The 22,209-nt window shown below is 59.8% G+C and carries 18 protein-coding genes; 12 read left to right on the plus strand and 6 right to left on the minus strand.

Going from position 1 to position 22,209, the window contains the following annotated elements:
- Window positions 1–135: 135 nt before the first annotated feature.
- The 4 genes from hemP to ACQ6S1_RS09325 are packed head-to-tail and all read left to right on the plus strand — an operon-like array spanning window position 136 to window position 3,140.
- Window positions 136–345 (plus strand): hemin uptake protein HemP, encoded by a 210-nt coding sequence (hemP, locus tag ACQ6S1_RS09310; protein WP_445040899.1) that lies wholly within the window; start codon window positions 136–138, stop codon window positions 343–345.
- Between the two features lie 59 nt (window positions 346–404).
- Complete coding sequence (locus ACQ6S1_RS09315; RefSeq protein WP_445040900.1) at window positions 405–1,262, plus strand: heme/hemin ABC transporter substrate-binding protein; 858 nt, start codon at window positions 405–407, stop codon at window positions 1,260–1,262.
- Window positions 1,263–1,266: 4 nt separating this feature from the next.
- Window positions 1,267–2,337 (plus strand): FecCD family ABC transporter permease, encoded by a 1,071-nt coding sequence (locus ACQ6S1_RS09320; protein WP_445040901.1) that lies wholly within the window; start codon window positions 1,267–1,269, stop codon window positions 2,335–2,337.
- A gap of 2 nt (window positions 2,338–2,339) precedes the next feature.
- Window positions 2,340–3,140: a heme ABC transporter ATP-binding protein gene (locus tag ACQ6S1_RS09325; RefSeq protein ID WP_445040902.1), complete on the plus strand. Its 801-nt coding sequence runs from the start codon at window positions 2,340–2,342 to the stop codon at window positions 3,138–3,140.
- Window positions 3,141–3,146: 6 nt separating this feature from the next.
- On the opposite strand, the gene ACQ6S1_RS09330 is transcribed toward ACQ6S1_RS09325, so the two are convergent.
- Entirely contained in the window at window positions 3,147–5,393 is a 2,247-nt protein-coding gene (locus ACQ6S1_RS09330) for a putative bifunctional diguanylate cyclase/phosphodiesterase (protein ID WP_445040903.1), read from the minus strand.
- 262 nt (window positions 5,394–5,655) lie between these two features.
- On the opposite strand from ACQ6S1_RS09330, the gene ACQ6S1_RS09335 reads away from it, so the two are divergent.
- On the plus strand, window positions 5,656–6,399 hold the full coding sequence (locus ACQ6S1_RS09335; protein ID WP_445040904.1) for an N-acyl amino acid synthase FeeM domain-containing protein: 744 nt from the start codon (window positions 5,656–5,658) through the stop codon (window positions 6,397–6,399).
- 9 nt (window positions 6,400–6,408) lie between these two features.
- Here ACQ6S1_RS09335 and ACQ6S1_RS09340 read toward each other — a convergent pair whose 3' ends face one another.
- Window positions 6,409–7,272, minus strand: a complete 864-nt coding sequence (locus ACQ6S1_RS09340) for an alpha/beta fold hydrolase (protein WP_445040905.1) — start codon at window positions 7,270–7,272, stop codon at window positions 6,409–6,411.
- A gap of 122 nt (window positions 7,273–7,394) precedes the next feature.
- Here ACQ6S1_RS09340 and ACQ6S1_RS09345 point away from each other — a divergent pair, with 122 nt between their 5' ends.
- Together ACQ6S1_RS09345 and ACQ6S1_RS09350 are read left to right on the plus strand one after the other, a co-directional pair.
- Complete coding sequence (locus ACQ6S1_RS09345; RefSeq protein ID WP_445040906.1) at window positions 7,395–8,225, plus strand: class I SAM-dependent methyltransferase; 831 nt, start codon at window positions 7,395–7,397, stop codon at window positions 8,223–8,225.
- An 86-nt stretch (window positions 8,226–8,311) separates the two neighbouring features.
- Window positions 8,312–9,595 (plus strand): OmpP1/FadL family transporter, encoded by a 1,284-nt coding sequence (locus tag ACQ6S1_RS09350; protein WP_445040907.1) that lies wholly within the window; start codon window positions 8,312–8,314, stop codon window positions 9,593–9,595.
- Window positions 9,596–9,648: 53 nt separating this feature from the next.
- On the opposite strand, the gene ppdK is transcribed toward ACQ6S1_RS09350, so the two are convergent.
- The gene (gene ppdK, locus ACQ6S1_RS09355; protein WP_445040908.1) at window positions 9,649–12,315 is read right to left on the minus strand and encodes a pyruvate, phosphate dikinase; all 2,667 of its coding nucleotides are present in this window, start codon (window positions 12,313–12,315) and stop codon (window positions 9,649–9,651) included.
- Window positions 12,316–12,549: 234 nt separating this feature from the next.
- Window positions 12,550–13,413, minus strand: a complete 864-nt coding sequence (locus tag ACQ6S1_RS09360) for an alpha/beta hydrolase (RefSeq protein ID WP_445040909.1) — start codon at window positions 13,411–13,413, stop codon at window positions 12,550–12,552.
- Window positions 13,414–13,534: 121 nt separating this feature from the next.
- Here ACQ6S1_RS09360 and ACQ6S1_RS09365 point away from each other — a divergent pair, with 121 nt between their 5' ends.
- The 3 genes from ACQ6S1_RS09365 (at window position 13,535) to aptA (ending at window position 16,344) form a co-directional block, all read left to right on the plus strand.
- Entirely contained in the window at window positions 13,535–14,620 is a 1,086-nt protein-coding gene (locus tag ACQ6S1_RS09365; RefSeq protein ID WP_445040910.1) for an alkene reductase, read from the plus strand.
- A 3-nt stretch (window positions 14,621–14,623) separates the two neighbouring features.
- Entirely contained in the window at window positions 14,624–14,920 is a 297-nt protein-coding gene (locus ACQ6S1_RS09370) for a DUF2293 domain-containing protein (RefSeq protein WP_445040911.1), read from the plus strand.
- An 89-nt stretch (window positions 14,921–15,009) separates the two neighbouring features.
- The gene (gene aptA, locus ACQ6S1_RS09375) at window positions 15,010–16,344 is read left to right on the plus strand and encodes an omega-aminotransferase AptA (RefSeq protein WP_445040912.1); all 1,335 of its coding nucleotides are present in this window, start codon (window positions 15,010–15,012) and stop codon (window positions 16,342–16,344) included.
- Between the two features lie 54 nt (window positions 16,345–16,398).
- Here aptA and ACQ6S1_RS09380 read toward each other — a convergent pair whose 3' ends face one another.
- Entirely contained in the window at window positions 16,399–17,703 is a 1,305-nt protein-coding gene (locus tag ACQ6S1_RS09380; protein WP_445040913.1) for a GNAT family N-acetyltransferase, read from the minus strand.
- A gap of 103 nt (window positions 17,704–17,806) precedes the next feature.
- On the opposite strand from ACQ6S1_RS09380, the gene ACQ6S1_RS09385 reads away from it, so the two are divergent.
- On the plus strand, window positions 17,807–18,787 hold the full coding sequence (locus ACQ6S1_RS09385) for a TIM44-like domain-containing protein (protein ID WP_445040914.1): 981 nt from the start codon (window positions 17,807–17,809) through the stop codon (window positions 18,785–18,787).
- 40 nt (window positions 18,788–18,827) lie between these two features.
- On the opposite strand, the gene ACQ6S1_RS09390 is transcribed toward ACQ6S1_RS09385, so the two are convergent.
- Window positions 18,828–20,465: an alpha-amylase family protein gene (locus ACQ6S1_RS09390; protein WP_445040915.1), complete on the minus strand. Its 1,638-nt coding sequence runs from the start codon at window positions 20,463–20,465 to the stop codon at window positions 18,828–18,830.
- A gap of 145 nt (window positions 20,466–20,610) precedes the next feature.
- On the opposite strand from ACQ6S1_RS09390, the gene ACQ6S1_RS09395 reads away from it, so the two are divergent.
- Entirely contained in the window at window positions 20,611–22,191 is a 1,581-nt protein-coding gene (locus ACQ6S1_RS09395) for an alpha-amylase family glycosyl hydrolase (RefSeq protein WP_445040916.1), read from the plus strand.
- Window positions 22,192–22,209 lie beyond the last annotated feature (18 nt).

Below are 22,209 nucleotides of genomic sequence, written 5' to 3' on the forward strand. Positions count from 1 at the left end.
GAACCTGGCTTGCTAGCCCCTTTTCGAAGGTCGCAGCCCCGCGCCCTTTCGTTGATTGACGCCTGTAGCGAAACCTGACAAGGAAAGTCAAATTAATACGACAAACTCACGTAAATTAGAAATCAAACAATTCTAATGAACAAGAAAACCGATTTGGAGAAGTTCCAAAAAGACAACGCTCGGTCGCAACCTGCCCCGGCGTCTGCAGCTTCGCCGTCTTCTGGATTCCGGACCGTCGATAGCAAGGAATTGTTCGGATCATCTGTTGAGATTGGCATTCTCCACGAGGATTCCCTGTATAGGCTTCGCATAACGCGCGGCGGGAAACTCATTCTCAACAAATAGCCCATGACCCGATGCCCATTCAGGGGATGAAGATGACGTGCTTGAAAGAACTGCCGCGGATGTCCGCAATCGCTGCGCTCGCGGCCATGCTGGCGTGCGGCCCGGCCTTGTCCCAGCCCGAAGCGGAGCCGAAGCGCATCGTTTCCATCGGAGGTGCGGTGACGGAAATCCTGTACCGGCTCGGCCTTCAGGACAGCATCGTCGCCGTGGACGAGACGAGCCTATATCCGCCTGAAACCGCGTCGAAATCGAATGTCGGCTACATGCGGGCCCTGTCCGCGGAAGGCGTTCTCGCCACCTCGCCCGACCTCATCCTGATGGAAGACGGTGCCGGCCCTCCCGAGGCCGTCGATCTGATCATGCAATCAGGGGCCAAAATCGTCCGCGTTCCCTCGGGTGCCGTGCCGGACGCTGTACCCTTGAAGATCCAGACGGTCGCCGAGGCCGTCGGCCGGGCGACGGAAGGAAAGGCCATGTCGGAAGAGGCGGAACGAACGCTCGACGCCCTGAAGCGTGATCTGTCCGCCGTCAAGACGCCGAAGAAGGTCATCTTCATCATGTCCATGGTGGACGGCCGCCCGATGGCCGCCGGCACGGGAACCGCAGCCGATGCCATGATCCGCCTGGCCGGGGGCGAGAATGTCTTGAGCGGCATGCAGGGCTACAAGACCCTCTCCACCGAGGCCGCAGCCGCCTTGCAACCCGAACTGGTCTTGATGGCCAGCCATGCGGCTCCCACAGGAGGGGCCGCCGTGCTGGCGCAGCCCGCCCTTGCCGAAACGCCGGCGGGCCGGAATGGGGCCCTCGTCATAATGGACGGGCTTTATCTGCTGGGCTTCGGGCCCCGTACGCCCGCTGCCGCGCGCGAGCTGGCGGGCAAGCTCTATCCGGACATCGCCTTCTCCGAAATCCGCTGACACAATGTTGCGAGACGCACACCACATCGAGGGCGATCGATCCCGCGTGGCCGCGATCACGATCGTCGCGCTCTTTCTGGCCCTCATCGTCGTGACGATCCTGTCGCTTGGAACCGGGCCGGCGGCTTTGGCGCCCGGCCGCGTCATCGAGGTTCTGATGATGGGACCCGCGGCACGCGGCGAGAATGCCGGCGATGTGCTGATCGTGTGGAAGATCCGCGCACCTCGGCTGATCATCGGCGCACTTATCGGCGCATCGCTCGCCGTCGCCGGAGCCGTCATGCAGGGCCTGTTTCGCAACCCTCTGGCAGACCCCGGCCTCGTCGGCGTTTCGTCCGGAGCGGCGCTGGGAGCGGTCTCCACCATCGTCCTCGGAGGCACCGCGCTGGCGCCGGTCATCGCCCTGTTCGGTGCCTACGCCCTGCCCCTCATGGCCTTTCTGGGAGGCCTTGCTTCCACGATCATCCTCTACGTCATCGCCACGCGTCAGGGCCGCACCTCCGTCGCCACGATGCTGCTGGCGGGCATCGCGCTCGGCGCTTTCGCCGCGGCAGCTACGGGGATTCTGGTGTTCATCAGCAGCGACCAGCAATTGCGCGACATCACCTTCTGGTCCCTCGGCGGCCTGGGCGGCGCGACCTGGAGCAAGCTCACCGTGGCCGGGCCGATCATGCTCCTCGTCCTGATCGCCATGCCCTTCCTGGGGCGCGGTCTGAACGCCATCGTCCTCGGTGAAGCAGAGGCCTATCACCTCGGCGTGAAGGTGCAGCATCTCAAGGCATCCGCCATTGTCCTCGTCGCCCTGGCGACAGGAGCCGCGGTAGCCACCAGCGGCGTCATCGGCTTTGTCGGCATCGTCGTCCCCCACCTCCTCCGCCTCGCCATCGGAGCGGATCACCGATCGTTGCTGCCGGCCTGCGCTCTTCTCGGCGCAATTCTGCTCATGATGGCCGACATGCTGGCGCGCACCATCGTTGCTCCGGCTGAACTGCCCATCGGCATCGTCACAGCGGCAATCGGTGCCCCGTTCTTCCTGTGGATGCTGCTAAGGCGGCGCGGTTTCATGGACCTGTGACGATGTTCGAGCTTCAGAACGTCAGTGTCCAGCTCGGCTCACGTCAGATCCTGGACAACGTCTCAGCCCGCCTTGAGCCCGGGCGGCTGACGGTCGTCGTGGGTCCAAACGGAGCTGGAAAATCGACACTGCTCAAGGTCATGACAGGCGAGATCGCGCCGTATTCAGGAAAGGCCTTGTTTGACGGCAAAGACCTGAGCTTGCTTCCTCCGCGGGACCTCGCGCGCCGGCGTGCGGTCTTGCCTCAGAGTTCGCAACTGGCATTCCCCTTCACGGTGCTGGAAGTCGTTCGCCTCGGCCTGCAGGCGCGTGCAGGGCTAGATGCAAGACAGCGTCGTCGTGCGCCTCTGGACGCGCTCGAACAGGTCGATCTGGGCGGGTTCGGCAATCGACGCTACCAGGAACTCTCGGGCGGCGAGCAGCAGCGCGTCCACCTCGCGCGCGTCCTATGCCAGATTGAAGCGCCCGTCGTGGACGAGAAGCCGCAATATCTCTTCCTGGATGAACCCACGTCCAGCCTGGACATCCGCCACCAGATAAGCACATTGGAAGCCGCCCACCGCTTCTCCCGGGAAGGGGGCGCGGTTCTTGCAATCCTGCACGACATGAATCTCGCGGCTACCTTCGCCGACCATCTCATCGTTATGCGAAACGGCCAAGTTGCCTCGGAAGGAAGGCCGTCAACAGTGATATCAAGCGAACTGATGCGGGATGTATTCGAAATAAGTCTTCAGGTAAACGTGAGCCCGTCACCCGGCATGCCGTTTATTCTTCCGCAATCGCTTCGCACGTCCAGGAGTTGATCCCCGCTACGCGACCCGGATCATTTCCGCGGCGTCGTCCGACAGGAGCTTCCGAAGCTCTTGAGCCGGCAGCACCTGACTGAACAGGAAGCCTTGCACGTGGCTCACACTTTTCTCTGCGGCGACGGCCGCAAGCTGCTGCTGCGTTTCAACACCCTCGATAATGACCGTCATCCCAAGCTCTGCACTCAGCCGCGCCACGCCGCGGACGAGGATCATCGCTCTCGGGTCCGAGGTGATTCCGGACAGGAAGGAGCGGTCTATCTTGACTTTGTCCAGGGGGAAGGCCTGCAAATAGCTAAGGCTCGAGAAACCGGTCCCGAAATCGTCGAGTGCCAAGCTCACGCCCAGCGAGCGGAGATCATCCAATATCTCGCGCGTTCGAGGCGTATCCTGTAGCAGCACCGTTTCCGTAATTTCGATTTCCAGTCGCCGAGGAGGCAGGCCCGATACTTCGAGGGCCTCTCGCACCGCAAGTCCAACGTCCGCTCGGCGAAACTGAATCGGGGATATATTGACGGCAACGCCCACGTCACCAGGCCATTTTTTGCATTCGAGGCACGCCTCTCGCAAAACCCAACGCCCGATATCAACGATGATACCCATTTCCTCCGCGACGTGGATGAATTCGGCAGGCGAAATCATTCCCTTTTCATGATGGTTCCATCTGAGAAGGGCCTCGCAGGTGACGATACGGCCGGTCTTGATATCGATGATCGGCTGATAATGAACTTCCAGCTCGTCGCGGCTCAATGCTCCGCGCAGGTCGAGCTCCAGGGTGCGCCGAGCTTGGGCCTTCACGTCCATATAAGGCTCGAAGAAGCGCCATGCCGCGCGGCCATGAGTCTTCGCATCATAGAGGGCGATATCGGCGCATTTCAGAAGATAATCGGCATCTTCACCGTCACGTGGCAGAAGCGAAATGCCGATGCTCGCCCCCGCGACGATCTGATGGTCATCAATGTTGTAGATTTGACCCAGAGTTTTGATTATCCGCTCCGCCAAACTCGCCGCATCATCGACTTCTCTTATCTTCTGCAGAATAACGAATTCGTCGCCGCCAAACCGAGCAACGAAATCATCGGGCGCAACCACACCCCGCAGGCGTTCGGCCACCTCACATAGCAAGGCATCCCCGAATGGATGCCCTAGCGTGTCGTTGATCTGCTTGAATTCATCAAGATCAACAAACAGAACCGCGCGAATATTGTCCTCTGTTTCCCTTGAAACGATCTCCTGAAATTCTTCGGTGAAGAAGCTGCGGTTCGGTAGACCGGTAAGTTGATCATATCGGGCCATATGCTCGATCCGAGCCTCTGAGATGCGACGATCCGTGATGTCCTCAACAAGAAGCACACAGCCATCGCGTTCCATTGGCTGAAAGGTCATTTCGAGGGACCGCCCGCTGACGGTTTCAATCACCATGATCTCGGGTTGAGCCGCAGATAAACGCGCCTCCACCTGAACGATAAGACCATCAATGCCAGACGACGAAATTTGACCGAAAGAGCCAGCCTCCAGGAGAACATCCTTCGCAGAGACGCCACGCCGATCCTCGTCGGGACGCAAGCCAAGCAATTTCTCGAAGCGCCAATTGGAGACTACGAATTTGTGCTGTGCGTCGAACATGCAAAGGCCATGCGGCATGTTGTTCAACGCAGTATCGAATTGTGTAGTCAGCTCTCGCATGTCGTGGCTGGTAATTACGGCATCAAATAGAATTCCCCTAAGCCTCGCGGCTATAAATCGAATACTCAAATAAAAAGGAACGAATAAAGCTGCCAGAAGAATATAGTAAATTTCATTTTGCAGCAGCAACCCTGTCAGCATGGGCAATGCCGCGCAGGCGATCTGGACGACGACGAGCCTGTCGCTGCTAAAATTTCGTCCCGCAATGCCGACAAGGTAGCCGAGCAGCACCGAGAGGCTGATCAGGTGCACAACCGCATCGGAGGTGCGCGCAAAGGCGAGCAGGCACCACAGGCCCATGACAGCCACATACGCTGCAGACCAGAACATGTACCGCGTTTCCCAGTGCCGGGCGGTCTCTATGCTTTTGGCCTTCGCGGTCTTTAAAGCATAGGAACGCATTTCGAGGCCGCGCACGGTCCCGATGAGGATCAGCGCAATCGCGCATCCTAAAAGCGTCCAGTCCGAACTTTTCCAGAACGTCAGCAACGCCGCAAACGACGCCGCTCCCGCGCCTGCAGCCAAAGAGCGCGCGTCGGCATAAAGCGCATCAACCGTCGACACGTAGACGTGCTGAGGCAGCGAACTGGAGGAATGCCTTGAAGAACGCGACAAGTCGCCTGATCTCTCGTTGGGATACCAGGCGTACCTTGCTCCTGATTTCCTTTACGATCCGTCCCGCGCTTTATGAAAATTGTTCCTTTTCTCTGCGGACCATGGAGCGACCCCGCCAAATTGTTTAAAAATTTATTAAAATTTTATCTTTGTATGGGTATGGCTTTCTGATTAACTCCGCAGTCGAAATACCCAGACAGGAGCGGGGGTAATGGGCGCAGTGGCAGGCCGCAGCTTTTCTGATCGGCTGCTCGATTTTCTCGATGTAATCGAGGCGCGCCAATTGACCGAGCCGGACGACCTGGAGGCGGTATTCCGGCTACGCTATAATGCGTATCTTCGTGAGGGAGCGATCTCTGGCGATCCGTCGAAACGGTTCACGGATTCCTATGATCTCTCACCCAACGCCCATATTTTCGGCATATACATTGAGGGCGTGCTCGCCAGTTCCCTAAGGGTTCATCTCGCCTCTCCAGCTTACCCGGACGTGCCGGGAATGGGAGTTTTTTCCGATATCCTGGTGCCGGAACTTGAGCGTGGAAGGACCATCATCGATCCGACACGCTTCGTTGCGGACCACCGACTTGCACGATTGCATCCGGAACTACCCTACGCGACAGTAAGACTAGGGTTCGTAGCGACAGAGTATTATAAGGCAGATCTTGCTCTCGCCACTGTCAGGGCAGAGCATCAGGCCTTTTACCGACGAATTTTTAGCTTCAAACCCTTATGCCCGCCGCGGGAATACCCAAGCCTCACAAAGCCAATCAGCCTGATGGCCATCGAATATCGGGAATTTCGCGAAAGCGTTGTCAACCGTTATCCGTTTTTGCTCTCCACACCAGAGGAGCGCGCGCAATTGTTTGGCAAGCCGGACGGAAGCATCCCGGAACCGTCCTTCGATCCGCCTCCGAAGCGAGATGCCCCGCGTAACGCCAATCATCGGGCAGCATAAGCGATACGATCAGGCTTTACGTGACGAGGCAGGCTGTTCCGAGGAGCTGTAAATCTGATGTTCAGCGTCAGCCAAGAAGCGCCCCAGGATATCGTTGAACTGAGTCGGACAGGTCCGAAACGGCGCATGCCCGGCCCCCCGGATGACGTGAGTTCGGTTTTCCCAAAGATGGCCGTAAGAGAGCTCAGCAAGATGATCGAGCCTTGCGAAAGGCTCGCCGGCACCGTTCAGGACGGCGACAGGAGTCGATGTGTGCGCGACAAGAGCTCTCTGATCGGCATTTTCACCTCCCATCATGCTCCGGAACAGGTGCGGGCGGGCACGAGGGTCCGTGCGCACCATCATGTCGATCAAGAACGGATCGAGATGGCCATCCAGGCAGGTATCGGCAAAGCGCTTTACATCCTGGGAACTCAGCCTGCCCTTGGTTGCGAGTAACAGGCTCAAATGCGGGTGGAAGGCCTTAAGCAATCCCACGACGCCCTTTGCGAACGGCGGCGCGCCGATAATCATCAGGCCCCGAAGCGCCACATTCCGCCCAAGCAGCTCAATGCCGACGTGCCCGCCGAGCGACCAACCCACGATGACCGGGTTTATCACCCCCAAAACATCCAAGACGCCAAGCACGCTGTCAGCGTAGCCAGAAATGGAATAGGTGCCGACGTCGTACGCGTCACTCGACGAGCCGTGGCCGGGAAGATCCAGCGCCAACATCCGGTAATGCTCTCCGAGAGAGCTGTCGAACTGGGCCTGGAACACCTCCTTGCAACTCGAATTTCCGTGCAGAAACACCACCGGGATTCCTGTGCCCGACGTCTCGATCACGGCAATATCGGCCTGCGGGAGCCGAACCGTTCTGGGGCGCAGCGTCATGTCGGGGCGATGTCCATACCGGTCAGAATGACCCCAAAAGGTGTACGCACCCTTAGGCGAGAGAGCGGCCTTCGACGGCATACCGAAGCACACCCAACATACGACATTAAGAGGGCGGACTCATGAAGCAGGCTGACGAGCAGACCAACACTTACGTCCTTGGCTCTTCCGAGCGAGAACTCGCGCGCTTGGAGAAGCAGGCCAGTTTCTTTGCTGATGCAACGAGGGATGTTCTCACCCGCGCGGGGCTGACGGAAGGCATGCGCGTGTTGGATCTTGGTTGTGGCGTGGGAGATGTCTCACTGATCGCCGCAGACCTCGTCGGGCCGACCGGATCTGTGCTCGGCATAGATGTTTCGGCGGACGCACTCGCTGTAGCCGAGCGCAGAGCATCAGCCATGGGGAAACAACACGTACGCTTCGAAACATCCGCGATTGAGACCTTTTCCGGCTTTGCTGATTATGACGCCGTCATCGGACGGTTCATTCTCGTTCATATGCCGGACCCCGCCGGCGTGCTGAGCCACGTTGCCTCGAATCTGAAGAACGACGCCATCCTCGCAATGATCGAGATGGACATGAGCACGGCCGGTGCGCTGCCGCCTTTGCCTCTGCTCCAGCAGACCCTCGAGCGCATCATGGATGTCTATCGGCGGTCCGGCCGCCAGATGGATATGGGATCACATCTGTTTGCCGCCTTCCGTAAAGCGGGTCTTGATCCTCAATTGAGCGGATTTACGCGTATCGCCGCTGGCTCCGAAATCCCGGGAATCGGATTTGTCGTCGAATCCGTGCGAAGCCTGATGCCGTTTATGGAAAAGCTCGCGATCGCAACACCAGCCGATATCGACATCGACACCCTGGGGCAACGCCTGGCTGAGCAGGCAGCAGGCGGTGAGCATTGCGTTTTCTTTCCACGCCTTATTGGCGCATGGGCGGCAAAGGGGCGTTAGAGCCTGTAGAAGCTCACGCACGCCTTCACGCTCCGTAAAGAAGCGGCTGCCTATAATAACAGTCTGAAATTGGAGATTGTAGCGTTATGGGAGCGGCACGTCAGAGTAGCGCGCGCTGGATTGCCGGAGGTTTGTTTGCCCTCACCTCCCTTTCTAGCGCGCATGCGGGTGGCTTCCTGATCCGTGACCACAGTGCCGCCGGCTTTGGCATGGCAATCGCGGGCGTCGCGTCGGGTGATCGCCTGTCATATTCGTTCTGGAACCCGGCCGTTCTCGGCACCATATCCGCGCCGGAATTCGAAGGCGTCGCGACGGGCATATTCCCGTCCGTCGAGATCATGCCGGACACGACGACCAACGCAATCGTCGGCGGTATCGGCGGAACGCCGACATCGCGCGTCGACATCGGCCGAAATGCGCGCGTGCCGGCCGCTTTTGCCGCATCTCCACTCACTCAGGATCTCGTGGTCGGTCTTGCCATTACAAGCCCATTCGGCTTGGCCACGGAAGCGCCAAGAAACTGGGCCGGCCAGGCCTATTCACGCACATCCGAGATGTTTTCCTTGAACGCGAATCCGATGATGTCCTACCGGATCAACGACAAGATTGCGGTCGGTGCCGGCGTTCAGTTCCAGTATTTCGATGCGCATCTCACACAGGCATCGTCACCGTTTGCCGACGCGCCGGATGTCGCGCTCGACGCGGATGATCTGGGCATCGGTTTCACCCTAGGCCTGCAGCTCAGACCGGTGGATGGCACCACCATCGGCATTGGCTATCGCTCCTCCATCTCACACGATCTCGAAGGTACACTCCAGGTTCCGGGAATGGTCTTCAATGGCCAGACCACCCTGGAAACACCGGACGTCCTGAGCATCGGTCTTAGCCAGAGGGTGACGGACCGGCTGCGTGTTCATGGCACGATCGAATGGGACAATTGGAGCCGCGTCGGCACGCTTCCGCTCGTTACGCCAGAGGGAACGCCCTTGACCTCCCTGTACCTGAATTATCGGGATGGCTGGCTGTATTCGGTAGGAGCGGAATATGACGCGACCGCCAAGATGACCGTCCGGGCAGGTCTCGGCTACGAAGTCGCGCCACTTTCTTCAGCCAACCGCGACACAAGGTTCCCGGAGGCGGATCAGGTTATCCTGTCGGCTGGTTTATCCTACAAATATAACGACCGCGTCACGCTCGACTTCAGCTATCTGCAATCCATCGGCGTGGGTGATAGTGACATCGAGATCGGCCCCGACAAGCCTTCTTATGTAGGCCTGCCATTTTATGCCGCGTCAGATCTCGATGTCAGCATCGTGTCGGCAGCCATCAGCGTAAAATTCGACGGGATGCCAAGCGCGCGTCTTCGCTAAAGCCGGCCTATTATGTTCAGCGGCGCCCGGCGCCGCTGAACATCGCCAGCCATTCAAATGGCCTTGGCCAATGCCGCCTGCGCGGCGGCCAAGCGGGCGATAGGAACCCGGAAGGGCGAGCAGGACACGTAATCCAGTCCGGCCTTTTCGCAGAAGGCAACCGAGGCCGGATCGCCGCCGTGTTCGCCGCAAATGCCGAGCTTGATGTCAGGCCGAACCGCGCGGCCCCGCTCCGTTGCAATGCTGACCAGTTCGCCCACACCGTCCTCGTCGATCGAGACGAACGGGTCTGCCTCGAAGATGCCCTGCGCGAGGTAATGGCCCAGGAAAGAATGCGCATCATCGCGCGAAATGCCGAACGCGGTCTGGGTGAGATCGTTCGTCCCGAACGAGAAGAACTGCGCCGTCTCCGCGATCTCCCCGGCTTTCAGCGCCGCACGCGGCAGCTCGATCATGGTGCCGACCTGATAATCGATCCTCACGGCGCGCTCTTCGGCAACCGTACGGGCCGTGTCATCGATGATCTTCTTGATGATGTCGAATTCACGCCGGCCTGTAATGAGTGGAACCATGATTTCCGGCACAGGCGCGGCGCCCGTTGCCGAATGCACCTCGGACGCGGCCTCGAAGATGGCACGCGCTTGCATGGCGGTGATATCGGGAAAAGCGATTGCCAGCCGACAGCCACGGAAGCCCAGCATAGGATTGGCTTCGGCCAGCGCGCGAGCCCGGTTTCGCAACGTGTCAGGACTGGTGCCGAGCGATGCCGCCACCTCCCCTATCTCCTCCTCGCCATGCGGAAGGAATTCGTGCAGGGGGGGATCGAGCAGACGGATCGTGACCGGCAGCCCGGCCATGATCTCAAACAACTGGACGAAATCCGCGCGCTGCGCCGGCAGAAGCTTGTCCAGCGCGGCTGTTCGTCCGGCCTCGTCCTCGGCGAGGATCATCTCGCGCACCGCTGTGATGCGATCACCCTCGAAGAACATATGCTCCGTACGGGCCAAGCCGATGCCCTCGGCACCGAAGGAACGTGCCATCCGCGCATCGCGTGCGGTCTCGGCATTGGCACGGACCTTTAGCCGCCGCGCGGCATCCGCCCATCCCATAAGCGTGACGAAATCTTCGCCAGGCTCGGGATCGATCATCGGCACTTCCCCAGCAATGATGCGCCCCGTTCCGCCGTCGATGGTCAGGATGTCTCCTGGGCGCAGCGTTACACCACCTGCTATCAGCAAGCCGGCGGCTACGTCGATCCGAACCCCACCCGCTCCGCAGACACAAGGTTTGCCCATGCCTCGCGCCACCACGGCCGCATGCGACGTCATTCCACCACGGACCGTCAGCACCCCCTCGGCCGCGTGCATGCCGTTGATGTCTTCGGGAGATGTTTCCAACCGCACAAGAATCGCCTTTCGGCCTTCCTTCTTCAGCCGCTCTGCGTCTTCGGCCGAAAACACGATCTCACCACAGGCCGCACCGGGCGACGCCGGCAGCCCCATTCCGATGACCTCGTGCTTTGCCGAGGAATCGAGCGCGGGATGGAGTAATTGATCGAGGCTGGCCGGATCGACCCGCAGGATCGCTTCTGAGCGAGAGATTGAACCCACGCCTTCGAGTTCCACCGCGATCCGGACGGCTGCTTTCGCGGTGCGTTTTCCCGAGCGTGTCTGAAGGACCCACAATTTGCCCTTCTCAACGGTGAATTCGACATCCTGCATGTCGCGGAAATGCTCCTCCAGAAGCTTTGCGACACGCATGAGATCGGCATGCACCTCTGGAAAGGCCTCTTCCATCGAGGCTTCACCGGAGCCCGACTCCAGCCGCGAAGCCGTCATGATGGAACGCGGCGTACGAATGCCGGCCACGACGTCTTCTCCCTGAGCGTTCTCAAGAAATTCCCCGTAGATCCGGTTTTCACCTGTCGATGGATTGCGCGTGAACATGACCCCGGTCGACGATTGGGCTCCCATATTTCCAAAGACCATCGCCTGGACGTTGACCGCGGTGCCCCAATTCTCGGGAATATTGTTGAGCTGGCGGTAGACGATCGCCCGGCGGCTCATCCATGATTGGAAGACGGCGCCGACTGCACCCCACAGCTGATCGTGGGGATCCTGAGGAAACGGCGTCCCGCAATGCTCCTCGACAAGATTGCGGAACGCCCCCACAAGATGTTTCAGATCATCGGCCGAAAGATCGGTATCCTGGACGTGGCCGCGAGCAGACTTGAGCTCATCGAGTTGATGCTCGAACGCATCGTGCGGCATTCCCATAACGACATTCGCATACATGTGGATGAACCGGCGATAGCTGTCGTAGGCGAAACGCGGATCTCCGGAAGCGGCAGCCACCGCCTCGACGGTTCGGTCATTCAGGCCAAGGTTGAGGACAGTGTCCATCATGCCTGGCATGGACGCCCTCGCGCCGGAGCGGACGGATAGCAGCAGGGGGTCCCTTTCGTCTCCGAATTTTCGGGATGTCAGACGTCCGACGTCGGCAAGAGCAGCATCGACTTGAGCCTGCAATTCCTGCGGGTAGGTTTGCCCATTCTCATAGAAGAGATTGCAGACCTCGGTAGTGATCGTGAAACCAGGGGGAACGGGCAGCCCCATTCGCGACATCTCCGCTAGGTTGGCGCCCTTACCCCCCAGAAGGTTACGAAAAGAAGCCTCGCCTTCCGCTTTACCGTCACCGAAAGCGTAAACCCATTTGCGCATCAACGTTTCCTGCCAGCTCGGTTGAATCAGGTCCTGCTGGCCTCACGTCTTTGCAAAGCAGCGGGCTCTAATTCATTCCCCAACGACGAAGCTGCGGCAAGGAAAGTCTGCTAGAAATCCTATGGATACCAGACATTCCAAATAATCATAACGTAATATAATTATGTATACCGAATACCATCATCGAATTGTGTTTGGTTTCGTTCACAAGGACTCCGGTACATTAGCAAAACTTCATTTTTTGGCAGTCCGGCCCATAATCCAGTCCGCAACATCATCCGCAGCCGAACCTAACCCACGAAGCGAACGTAAAAACGCCAGGATGATGCGGAAATGTCCTCCCGGATAGAATACCGCGCGCACGTCATTCCCTTTTTCACGAAGCCGAGCCGTCATTCGGGACGTATTGCCCGGCTCGACAGTCGCGTCGGTTTGGCCCGAAAGAAGAAAAGCTGGTGGCACTCCAGCCGTGACGAAGCGAATGGGCTTGGCTTCAGGCCGATTGGCGCCGCCGAACAAATCAATCAGCTCCGGACGTGTGAGAGTCCCGAAATCGTAGGGCCCAGATAGGCCGATAAAACCGGCGATATCCCTCTGCGGGTCGAGGCTGTGCACATTCAGCCATTGGGGATCGAGAGCAAGCATCGCAGCCATATGCGCGCCAGCCGAATGTCCCATCAGGAAAAGCCGATTGGGATCACCGCCGAATTCCGAACAATGTAGTCGGGCCCACGAAGTGGCAGCCGCGGCGTCGCGCAGGAAGTCAGGAAAGCGGATTTCCGGATAAAGACGATAATCCGCCACGATCGCAACAATGCCACGTGTGGCGAGCGCCTTTCCGACGAATTCGTAGAGCTCCCGCCGACCGCGCGTCCAACCACCGCCGTAAAAGAATACGACGACCGGCAGGCCGCAGCCGTCTGCCGGCGCATAAACGTCGAGGAGGCCCCGTAGCCCGTCACGATAAGGCAAGCCTTTGGCGACCGTCATGTCCCGGCGGGGGACAAGCCGATCAAGTAGGTGGTCAATCGTCAGCCAGAACAATCCGAAGCCGACAACCAGCGAGACCAAAGTCCGCGACACCCACCGCTTGACCATACGCCGCGCACCTCTCCCACCTGTTTTCTCAAACTAGCGGATCGAATGAGCCAGTGAAGCCTTGTTGAATGCGGGTCAGAACCACACTTCCAGCACACAGGAACCTCGGAGCCTTCGCCCCATGTCTGAAGAAAAGCTGTTCTTGCCCACCACGATCGGTGACATCGACGTCAGCAACCGCATCGTCATGGCACCCTTGACGCGCAATCGTGCCGATGAAGGCCAGGTGCCGAGTGACCTCGCGGCCACTTACTACGCTCAACGCTCTAGCGCCGGCCTTATCGTTTCCGAAGGCACCCAAATTCGCCCCGACGGCCAAGGCTATCTCGACACGCCCGGCATTCATTCGCCCGAACAAATCAAGGGCTGGCAGAAAGTCACCAAGGCCGTCCATGACGCGGGCGGCAAGATCGTGTGCCAACTCTGGCATGTCGGCCGCATCTCGCACACCTCGCTGCTGAACGGCGAAAAACCGGTCGCACCCTCCGCCCTCCCGGCCAACACCAAGACCTATCTGGCCTCGGGATTCGATTCGGTGTCAGAGCCCCGCGCTCTGGAGATCGAAGAGATCCATCAACTGGTGAAGGATTACGGGACCGCAGCGAGGAACGCGATCGAAGCCGGCTTCGACGGCGTCGAGATCCACGGCGCAAACGGATATCTGGTTGACCAGTTCCTTCGCGATGGCGCGAACACCCGCACGGACGAATATGGCGGCTCCATCGAGAACCGCGTGCGTTTCATGACGGAAGTCGTGGACGCAGTCGTGCACGCGATCGGCGCCGGCCGCACCGGCATCCGCCTGTCGCCGGTGACACCGTCGAACGACATTACAGATTCCAACCCGCAGCCGCTTTTTGATTTGGCGGTTTCCGAATTGGCGAAGCGCCGGATCGGCTTCCTTCACATGGTCGAGGGCCAGACGCAGGGTCCGCGCGACATCGCACCGGACTTCGACTTCGCAAAGCTGCGCAAGCTCTTCACCGGCACCTACATCGCCAACAACGGCTACGATCTGGAGCTGGCGCGCGAGCGGGTGAACAGCGGGGCAGTTGACCTGGTGGCGTTCGGCCGTGCGTTCATCGCCAACCCCGATCTGGTGGAGCGGCTGAAGCGTGGCGCGCCTTTGGCTGAAAGTTCGCGCGAGACCTATTATGGCGGTGGCGCCAAGGGATACACGGATTATCCGACCCTCGACGCGGCCTGATCCATGGCATCCCGGCGCGCGATCGAAGAAGCGCTTCGCCATCTCGCGCCGGATATTCCCGATTTCGAATTCGGGGCGGTGACCGATCATGCGGTCACCAGCCCCGGGCTCGGTCATGCCAGCCCTGAGAATGCAGTCTGGCTTTCGATGACTGCCTACATCCGCCACGCGCTCGCGGATTACGACGACCTCCTGGCCGACGGCTATGACCGCGACAGCGCACGTCATTTCGTCTTCAATGACATCAACGAGCGACTGGCCGAATGGGGCGTGAAGCGCCGTCTCTCCGAGGACGACTAATCCCGTTCTTTCCCTGTCTTGCCGCCGCCGCGCAACCGCCCCATCCTTGGAACACCTAAAGGCACATCCGCAGCAGGAGAAAGCCCATCATGAACGCCCCCGTGCACGCCACCAACGCGCTCGATCTTTCGAGTTATTGGATGCCCTTCACCGCGAACCGCCAGTTCAAGGCGGCGCCGCGCATCCTGGCGGGAGCGAAAGGTGTGCATTACACGACCGATGACGGCCGCATCCTGCTCGATTCTTCCGCAGGCTTGTGGTGCGTCAATGCCGGGCACGCACGGGCCGAGATCGCCGATGCGGTTCACCACCAACTCATGACGCTCGATTACGCGCCGCCGTTCCAGATGGGCCAACCCGCGGCCTTCGAATTTGCGGCGCGTCTGGCGAAGCTGGCGCCCGAAGGCATGGACCGCGTGTTCTTCACCAATTCCGGCTCGGAATCCGTCGACACCGCGTTGAAGATCGCCTTGGCCTATCACAAGGCGCGCGGCGAAGGCGGGCGTTTCCGCATCATCGGCCGTGAGAAAGGCTATAACGGCGTCGGCTTCGGGGGAATGTCAGTGGGCGGCCTGGTCAACAATCGCCGCCAGTTCGCGGGCCAATTGCTGCCCGCCGTCGACCATCTGCCACACACCTTCGATCTCTCGAAAAACGCGTTCAGCCGGGGCTTGCCCGAGCATGGGGTCGAGAAGGCCGATGTGCTGGAAGGCCTCATCGCATTGCACGGCGCCGACACCATCGCTGCCGTCATCGTTGAGCCGGTCGCAGGCTCGGCTGGCGTGTTGCCGCCCCCCAAGGGCTATCTCGAACGGCTGCGCGCCATCACCGAGAAGCACGGCATCCTGCTGATTTTCGACGAAGTCATCACCGGGTTCGGCCGCCTGGGAAGGCCGTTTGCAGGCCAGTATTTTGGCATCACGCCAGACCTCATGACCACCGCCAAGGGCATTACCAATGGCGTGGTTCCGATGGGCGCCGTGTTCGTTAAACGGGACGTGCACGACGCGCTGATGATTGGCCCAGACAACGCCATGGAGCTTTTCCACGGCTACACCTATTCCGGACATCCGACCGCCTGCGCTGCCGGGCTCGCTACGCTGGATATCTACGAGCGGGAAGGCCTTTTGACCCGCGTCGCCGGCCTCGCCCAACATTTTGAGGATGCGCTGCACAGTCTGAAGGGCAAGCCGCACGTCATCGACATTCGGAATATCGGCCTGATGGGGGCGATCGAGCTGAAGCCGCGCGAGGATGGAGTCGGCAAGCGTGGCTATGATCTTCTGGTCGACTGTTTCAGCCGTGATCTGTTGATCCGTGTTTCGGGAGACATCGTTGCCATCTCACCCCCGCTCACGATCGAGCCCACGGAGATCAACCAGATCGCCGAACGTCTCGGCGCGGCACTTGATCGGCTGAGCTGACAAGAGGAAACGTGGCGAAAGGGCCATCCCCTTTCGCCAAAGACAGCATCAGCGTCAATTGGTATCCTGGCGGGTCCAATGGCGTGCCGTACGCTTCAGCAAGCGCGCCATTTTCCACAAACGCTCGTTCTGTTTTACCGCCCTTTTAAACCGGCGTGCCGCAACAAAACCGGGCGCGGCGAGATGGCCAAGCCGCGTCATCGGAATAATAGCATCGTAAACGGACCGCGGGTCCGCCCAGTCGGCTTTATAGGCAAAATCGCCGATCCCCATGTCGAATGAGCGGATGCCGAGCAGCTTTAACTCGTCGATCAGGTAAACCATCATGATGCCGGTCAGATAGAAGCGAGCTTCGGGACCGGCTGTCGTCGAGTTCATGTACTTCGAATAATGCGTGCCGGTGAACGCACCGCAACTGGTCGCAAGGATCGTGTCGCCGGCATAGAGGGCGTGGAAGGCCAGCGCCGGCGTTGCATCGCCCAAGCCCTGCACAGCGAGGCTGCGGAAAAAGGCTACGAAACAATCCTCGGCGAAAAGGTTTTCGACGCCCATTTCCACGAACCGTTTTCCCCGCTGCGCGAGGAAGGTCTCATGAATGCGCTCTATGTCCGCTGCTGTCCTGGCCCGCCGAACCGTCACCGGGCCATGGCTCTCGGTAAGTTGGCGTATTCCGCGTCGGATATTCTTGCGATCCTTGCTCGACAATCCGTATTCGAGAAAAGGGCGCGGATCCGGCTCGATTGTTGCGCAATAGAGGTGGCTTGGCGCTGCACCGTGCGGAAAACCAAGCAGAGGATTAGTCACGCTCTGCCAGCTTTCCGGCTGATTGGACAGGCCCACCATATCAAAACCCACCTCTCGTGAAACTGCCCTGAGCACCCGCCCGATATCGGCAGAGGTCAGTTTGGCGCTTCGCAACGGATCAATGATCGGCCAGTCGCTGTTCGAGACGCAGGATCCAAGGAAGCGCGCCCGCGAGACGCCATAGCGACGACGACGCTCCACCACGAGTGGCAGAAGCGCAATTACTCCGTCCGCATCTAAGAGAGTGATTATGATCGGGCGCGCAAAGGGCTCACCGCCCGATTCCATGAAAGCCCTGTTCCAGTCGAAGCGCTGATAAGGGGTGAGAACCCCGCGCGTCTCGATCTCGCGCCAAACGGCTTCGGCGGCGTCCAAAGACGTATAGACCGCAAATTTGACGTCGCCGTCATCCTGGGTCGAGGGCAGTATGGCTTGCACGTCGGTTAAGCCGCCCTTTCCAAGAGGCGTTTGCGATTCGTTGTTTCGGTGATAGCGCGCTGAGATGATCGAAAACTGAATCGTCGCACCAAAATCACTGTGCTTTTCATTGACCAATGAAACGAAGCTCAGCGGTCACAGTCTTTTTATGGCGAGTTGGACCGGAGATGACTACATAAACAACAGGAACAAAAACATCTTTCAGGAGACGCCGCCTCTCATGTCACGCTCTACCCGTCTGCTGACGCTCATCGCGGCCACCGCAGCCCTTATCGTCGTCACTGGCGATTACGCCGATGCCCGCATGGGCCGGGGCGGCAGCTTTGGTAGTCGCGGCGCGCGTACATTCCAGGCGCCTCCAGCCACGCCCACGGCCCCCCGCCAGGCTCAGCCCATCGAACGCTCGACGACGCAGCCCGGCGCCATGCAGTCCGGATCGGCGGCGCAACGCGGTGCAGCCGCTCAGGCACAGCCACGTCGCGGCCTGTTTGGTGGCGGTCTCGCGGGTGGCCTCATGGGTGGTCTCCTCGGCGCCGGCCTTTTCGGCCTCCTGATGGGCAATGGCTTTTTCGGTGGCTTGGGAGGTTTGGCCTCCATCTTCGGCCTGCTGCTGCAGGTCGGCCTGATCGTGCTTGCGGTGCGTCTGGTCATGGGCTGGTTCCGTCGACGCAGGGAACAGCCGGCTTTCGCGGCCGCGGCAGGCAATCCCGGTTCCACGCGCGCCTCCTCCGCTCATCCTCAGAACCTTGGAATGGCCCGCGACGCCGGCGGCTTCGCATTTGGCAGCTCTGCCCGGGATTTCACGGTTTCGGAAGCCGACCAGGAGGAATTCGGCCGTCTTCTGATCGAGACACAGGAGGCCTATGGCCGGGAGGATCTCGGCAAGCTGCGTGCGCTCGTGACGCCTGAAATGCTGAGCTTCATCTCCGAGGATCTCGCGGATAATGCCAGCAAGGGCGTGATCAACGAGTTGGGGGACGTTGCACTGCTCCAGGGCGACGTCGCCGAAGCATGGCGCGAGGATGGCGCAGAATATGCGAGCGCTGCCATGCGGTTTCAGATGAGAGACGTGATGCGCGACAGGGCTTCGAACGCCATCGTCGATGGAGATTCGGCTCAGCCTGTGGAAGTCACAGAAGTCTGGACGTTCCGCCGCGTTCCTGCCGGAAAGTGGACCGTTTCAGCCATCCAGCAGGGCTAACATGAATTGATCGGACGGCCGGCTTCGATGCCGGCCGTTTTCATTTTGTTTCGGCGGCCGGAGAGCTCAGCTGCCCCCAGGAATATCCGTAGGGCGGCAATGTCATCTGGATCTGGCCGTCCGTGAATGTGATCACATTATTCGAGATCAGGTCCGTAAAGGACCCTTCACCGGAGAACCCGGAATTGATGCTCACTCTGGCCGGCTTGCGGGAAAGATTGTGCAGCATGATAAGCCCGCCGCCGTCGTGCTGACATCTATGTCCCAGCACCGCCTTGTGCCCGGTATGGATCGCCTGCAATGCCGCGCGCTTGATCGCCTCGCTTTCCCGGCGAACGACGCTGAACCTACGTATTTTGTTCAACAGCGAGTTTGGATCGGCGTCCTGTTTCTCGACATTCACGCGGCGGTGGGAAAACTTGCCCTGCTTCACAATCGGCTGCACGAGCTTTGTCGCAGCAGCGCTCGAGAAGCCGGCATTGCGCCCGCCGGACCATTGCATGGGCACGCGCACCGAATTGCGGGCATCCTGAGATAAATCCTCCCCGAGGCCGATCTCGTCACCGTAAACCAGGGTGGGCGAGCCCGGCAGCGAGAACAGGAGGGAATGGATCATCTCCAGCCTTCTCTGATCGCCCTCCAGCATGGGGGCAAGACGCCGTCTTATACCGCGCTCGTAGAGTCTCATGTCTGGGTCCCTGGCGAACACCGCAAACGTCTCTTGTCGATCCGCCTCGGTGAGGCGCGACAAATCGAGTTCATCGAGCGTACGCAGGAAATTGGCCCAGCCACATTTCTCCGGGGGAACCGGCAGGAGCGTCAACGCTTCCGTGATCGGTGCCGCCTCCTCGCGCGCAAGCGCATGGTAAAGATATGAATTCAGCAGGAAGTTGAAGAGCAGGCCGAGCTGATCACCCTGGCCGAAGAATTTCTTGATTTCGGCGGGCGGCACGTTCGCCTCTCCCACAAGGAGGCCGTCCGGCATCCGGTGGCACAATTCCCTGTGCATGTCCCTCAGCGGACCATGCGGATCCTCCGGCTCAGAACTGGCGAGCCCGTTCTCACCCACGATGATGGGCGCGGCATCCACCCGAAAGCCCGCCAGTCCGAACGCCATCCAGAAATCTATGATTTTGGTGATCTCGTGTCGTACCTCGTCGTTCGCGACGTTGAGATCGGGCTGGTACTTGTAGAATCGGTGAAAATAATAGGAGCGGGCGATCTCGTCATAAGTCCAGACTGAATCTTCCTCACCTGGGAAGATCGGGGTGTCGTCCGGATCGAGCTTGGGCGGCATGTCCGTCCACATATAGAAGTTCCGGAACCGGCTTTTCGGATCACGTCGAGAAGCCTCGAACCACGGATGCTCATTCGATGTGTGATTGACCACCAGGTCCGCAATCACGCGGATGCCATGCTCACCCGCCTTCTGCACGAAATGGATGAAATCCTGCAACGTGCCCGTATTGGGATCGACGCGGTAATAATTGCTGACGTCATAGCCGTTGTCATAGCCGGGCGTCTCGAAGAACGGGAGCAGCCAGACCAACGACACGCCAAGGCTGCTCAGGTAAGGAAGCTTTGCCGTCAGACCCGGAAAGTCACCGATGCCGTCACCATTGCTGTCAGCGAACCGCCGCACGTCCACGCTGTAGATGACCGCATCCTGATACCACATCGCAAGCACCCTGATTCTGGCTTTGAGGAAGTTACAGATGGAACGCAGCGATCCCTCGGCCGTTCCTTCGACCGCTGAAAACCAAGTCGGATGAACGCATTGCTACCCCAGGCGTTGAAACCCGGGGATCTTTCAGGGAGACGTCATGCAGGTGCTTTGGTGGCAGAGCGGCATCATCTACCAAATCTATCCACGATCCTACCAGGACAGTGACGGGGATGGCGTAGGCGATCTTGCGGGCGTGCGCACGCGTTTACCCTACCTCGCGGAGATGGGCGTTGACGCAGTTTGGCTCTCCCCGATCTTTGTCTCGCCTATGGCCGACTTTGGCTATGACATCGCCGATTACAGGGCGATCGATCCTCTCTTCGGCACCCTGAACGATTTCGATGCGCTGGTCGCGGATGCCCACCGGTTGGGAATCAAGGTCATCCTCGACCTCGTGCCGAACCACACTTCAGACCAGCACGCATGGTTTAAGGAGAGCCGCTCCTCGCGCGAGAACCCGAAGCGCGATTGGTACATCTGGCGCGATGCTAGGCCCGATGGCTCACCGCCGAACAATTGGTACAGCAATTTCGGTGGCAGCGCCTGGCAATGGGACGAGGCCACGGGCCAGTATTATTACCATGCCTTCCTCGCCGAACAGCCTGATCTGAATTGGCGAAATCCCGACGTGCGTGCCGCCATGCACGACGTGCTGCGCTTTTGGCTGGCACGTGGGGTGGACGGGTTCCGTGTCGATGTGATCTGGCATTTGATGAAGGATCCGGACCTTCGTGACAATCCGCCAAACCCGTCTTGGACCGAAGAACAGCCAGACATTGCGCGACTTCTCCAAGTATACTCAACAGATCATCCAGATATTCACGACGTAATTGCAGAAATTCGCCGTGTCGTTGATGAATTCTCGGAGCGGGTTTTGATTGGCGAGATCTATCTGCCGATCGGGCGACTGATGGCCTATTACGGACGCGACCTCGATGGGACGCATCTCCCTTTCAATTTCCAGCTTTTGCAGACCTCCTGGAATGCGCCGGATGTTGCGCGGGTGATCGGCGAGTATGAGCAGAAGCTGCCGGAGGGCGGATGGCCGAACTGGGTGCTCGGCAATCACGACCAGCCGAGGATCGCGACGCGCGTAGGCGATGCGCAGGCGCGGGTGGCGGCGATGCTTTTGTTGACCCTGCGCGGCACGCCCACCCTCTATTACGGCGATGAACTTGGCATCCCGAATGTGCCCATTCCGCCCGACTGTGTGCAGGACCCATGGGAGAAGAACGAGGGCGGCCACGGCTTCGGACGCGATCCGCAGCGCACGCCGATGCAATGGGAGCCGGGCAAGAATGCGGGATTCAGCTCGGCCGAGCCCTGGCTGCCGCTGACGGACGACCACGATGCGCGAAATGTGGCCCGGCTCAGCGAGGACCCGGAATCGATCCTCAATCTCTATCGCCGGCTCATTGCGCTGCGCCGTGCGTCTCCTGCTTTGCAGATCGGACGCTATGAGCGTGTGTTCGTATCGGATCACGTCCTGGCGTTCGCCCGGATCGCCGAGGGGGATCGCCGCCTTATCGCACTCAATTTCAGCAATGAGGCACAGACGATCGTCTTGCCCGCGAACTTCCGGGATATGCAGGTGCTCTGCTCGACGACAGATCGCGGCCCGGCCCCGCCCGCGGAGGCTCTTGATCTCGCGCCGGACGAGGGTGTGCTGCTGGGCTGATCCTCAATGGACGGCCGC

The sequence above is a fragment of the Terrihabitans aquatilis genome, from assembly GCF_052542005.1.

Excerpts from the sequence above, each read along its gene's own strand:
- hemP (WP_445040899.1), top strand. The coding sequence starts at position 136 with ATGAACAAGAAAACCGATTTGGAGAAGTTCCAAAAAGACAACGCTCGG.
- ACQ6S1_RS09315 (WP_445040900.1), top strand. The coding sequence starts at position 405 with ATGTCCGCAATCGCTGCGCTCGCGGCCATGCTGGCGTGCGGCCCGGCC.
- ACQ6S1_RS09320 (WP_445040901.1), top strand. The coding sequence starts at position 1,267 with ATGTTGCGAGACGCACACCACATCGAGGGCGATCGATCCCGCGTGGCC.
- ACQ6S1_RS09325 (WP_445040902.1), top strand. The coding sequence starts at position 2,340 with ATGTTCGAGCTTCAGAACGTCAGTGTCCAGCTCGGCTCACGTCAGATC.
- ACQ6S1_RS09335 (WP_445040904.1), top strand. The coding sequence starts at position 5,656 with ATGGGCGCAGTGGCAGGCCGCAGCTTTTCTGATCGGCTGCTCGATTTT.
- ACQ6S1_RS09340 (WP_445040905.1), bottom strand. The coding sequence starts at position 7,272 with ATGACGCTGCGCCCCAGAACGGTTCGGCTCCCGCAGGCCGATATTGCC.
- ACQ6S1_RS09345 (WP_445040906.1), top strand. The coding sequence starts at position 7,395 with ATGAAGCAGGCTGACGAGCAGACCAACACTTACGTCCTTGGCTCTTCC.
- ACQ6S1_RS09350 (WP_445040907.1), top strand. The coding sequence starts at position 8,312 with ATGGGAGCGGCACGTCAGAGTAGCGCGCGCTGGATTGCCGGAGGTTTG.
- ppdK (WP_445040908.1), bottom strand. The coding sequence starts at position 12,315 with ATGCGCAAATGGGTTTACGCTTTCGGTGACGGTAAAGCGGAAGGCGAG.
- ACQ6S1_RS09360 (WP_445040909.1), bottom strand. The coding sequence starts at position 13,413 with ATGGTCAAGCGGTGGGTGTCGCGGACTTTGGTCTCGCTGGTTGTCGGC.
- ACQ6S1_RS09365 (WP_445040910.1), top strand. The coding sequence starts at position 13,535 with ATGTCTGAAGAAAAGCTGTTCTTGCCCACCACGATCGGTGACATCGAC.
- ACQ6S1_RS09370 (WP_445040911.1), top strand. The coding sequence starts at position 14,624 with ATGGCATCCCGGCGCGCGATCGAAGAAGCGCTTCGCCATCTCGCGCCG.
- aptA (WP_445040912.1), top strand. The coding sequence starts at position 15,010 with ATGAACGCCCCCGTGCACGCCACCAACGCGCTCGATCTTTCGAGTTAT.
- ACQ6S1_RS09385 (WP_445040914.1), top strand. The coding sequence starts at position 17,807 with ATGTCACGCTCTACCCGTCTGCTGACGCTCATCGCGGCCACCGCAGCC.
- ACQ6S1_RS09390 (WP_445040915.1), bottom strand. The coding sequence starts at position 20,465 with ATGTGGTATCAGGATGCGGTCATCTACAGCGTGGACGTGCGGCGGTTC.
- ACQ6S1_RS09395 (WP_445040916.1), top strand. The coding sequence starts at position 20,611 with ATGCAGGTGCTTTGGTGGCAGAGCGGCATCATCTACCAAATCTATCCA.